General features: G+C 64.5%; 2 protein-coding genes. Both read left to right on the forward strand.

Annotated elements, in window-relative coordinates; genetic code table 11:
• Window positions 1–268: hypothetical protein (locus MUO23_13055; GenBank protein ID MCJ7513880.1), on the forward strand; the 268-nt coding region annotated here is incomplete at its 5' end.
• Between the two features lie 136 nt (window positions 269–404).
• Window positions 405–2038 (forward strand): PQQ-dependent sugar dehydrogenase (locus tag MUO23_13060; protein MCJ7513881.1); only part of this gene is annotated, 1634 nt, incomplete at its 3' end.

Consider the following 2038-nt stretch of genomic DNA (forward strand, 5'->3'; position numbering starts at 1 on the left):
CCCCGGCAGCCAGCACACGCGAGCCGAAGCCTCGGTCTTCTTCCTGCGCATCAAGAATGGGGCGACATACACACCGCCGACTCCCACCGGGCTGTTCACCGACGTTCCCCTCGAGGCCTGGTTCGCCGGGTGGGTCGAGGACGCCTATGCCCAGGGCTTGCTTCCCGCCTGCCGGACGGAGCCGCTGTCCTTCTGCCCCAATGACCTACTTAACCGGTCCTGGGCGGCCTACATGATGGTCCAAGCCAAGGGAATTCCGGTACCGTAGTCCTCCTGACTGCCCTCGCATTACTCAGCCTAGTTGGGTATACTCAGCCTAGTTGGGTATACTTAGGCTAGTTAGCTCGCAGGCTTGCCCGCACGGTCCCCTTTCGCCCTCGCAGGCTCTGGAATTGGGTTCGGTGATGCGCACAGGCAGACTCCTACGCATTCTCTTGCTGCTCACTCTGGCCACCGGGGTGCTGGCGCCGGTGCCGGGCGAGGCCGGTCCTGCGGCGGATGTTGCCGCCCTCGCCCCCTACATCGCCGTGCAACCGGTCGCCTCGGGCTTGCAGCAGCCGGTGTTCATCACGCATGCCGGCGACGGCAGCGAGCGGCTGTTCATCAGCGAGCGCGCCGGACGCATTCGGATCCTCAGCGGCGGCACGCTCGGCGCAACGCCATTTCTTGATATCCGATCGAAGGTCGCCTCAGGCGGCGGAGAGCAGGGACTGCTAGGCCTGGCGTTTCATCCGGACTTCGGATCGAATGGCCAGTTCTTCATCTACTACACCAACCTGTCAGGCGGTATCGTCGTCGCCCGCTACCAAGTTTCAGGCGATCCCGATCTGGCCGATGCGGCCAGCGAATCGATTCTGCTTGCCGTCCCCAAGTCGGCGACGAACCACAACGGCGGCATGCTTGCCTTCGGTCCTGATGGCTACTTGTACGTCGCGACCGGAGACGGCGGCGGCGCGGGGGATCCGAATGGCAATGCCCAATCCCTGACGACGCTGCTCGGCAAGATCCTGCGCCTAGACGTCGACGCTGGCACACCCTACGCTATCCCTTCGGACAACCCACTGGCCTCCTCCGGCGATCCGGCTGTGCGCAAGGAGATCTGGGCCTTTGGACTCCGCAATCCGTGGCGCTTCTCCATCGACCGTCAGACCGGCGATGTCTTCATCGCCGATGTCGGCCAGGGCGCCCGCGAGGAGATCGACTTCCAGTCAGCCTCAAGCACCGGCGGCGCGAACTATGGCTGGCGAGGGATGGAGGGCAGCCTGTGCTACAACCCGTCGTCTGACTGCGATCGTACCGGCTTGACGCTTCCGGTGGCTGAGTACGACCACGGATCCAGCGGAGGCTGCTCGGTGACAGGCGGGTACGTCTACCGAGGCCAGGAGTTCGCCCAGCTCAATGGCATCTACCTGTACGGCGACTATTGCAGCGGACGAATCTGGGGGCTTGAGCGCACCGGCGGAGGGGCGTGGCAGTCGGCGCTTCTACTGGATACCGACTACAACATCTCCTCCTTTGGCGAGGACCAAGTCGGCGAGGTTTATTTCACGGACCTAAGCAGCGGTCAGGTGCTCCGCATCGTGGCGCTTGCCTTCGCCGATGTCCCGTACACGCATTGGGCGCGGGCGAATATCGAGGCGCTGTACAACGCCGGCTTCGTGGCCGGCTGCAGCGCCGAGCCGCGCTTGTACTGCCCCGAGAACGTGCTTTCCCGGGCGGAATCGGCCGTCTTCGTTGAGCGCGGGCTGCACGGGGCGATCCCCTCTGCACCCTATCCCCCGCCTGCCTCGCCGACATTCGCCGATGTACCGACCTCCTTCTGGGGCTATGGCTGGATCGAGAGCTTGTGGCAGGATGGAATGACGGCCGGCTGCAACACCGATCCCCTTGCCTACTGCCCCGGCAACCAGCACACCCGAGCCGAAGCCTCGGTCTTCTTCCTGCGCATCAAGAATGGGGCGACATACACACCGCCGACTCCCACCGGGCTGTTCACCGACGTTCCCCTCGAGGCCTGGTTCGCCGGGTGGGTCGAGGA

Source organism: Anaerolineales bacterium (assembly GCA_022866145.1).
In the GTDB taxonomy this organism is placed as follows: domain Bacteria; phylum Chloroflexota; class Anaerolineae; order Anaerolineales; family E44-bin32; genus PFL42.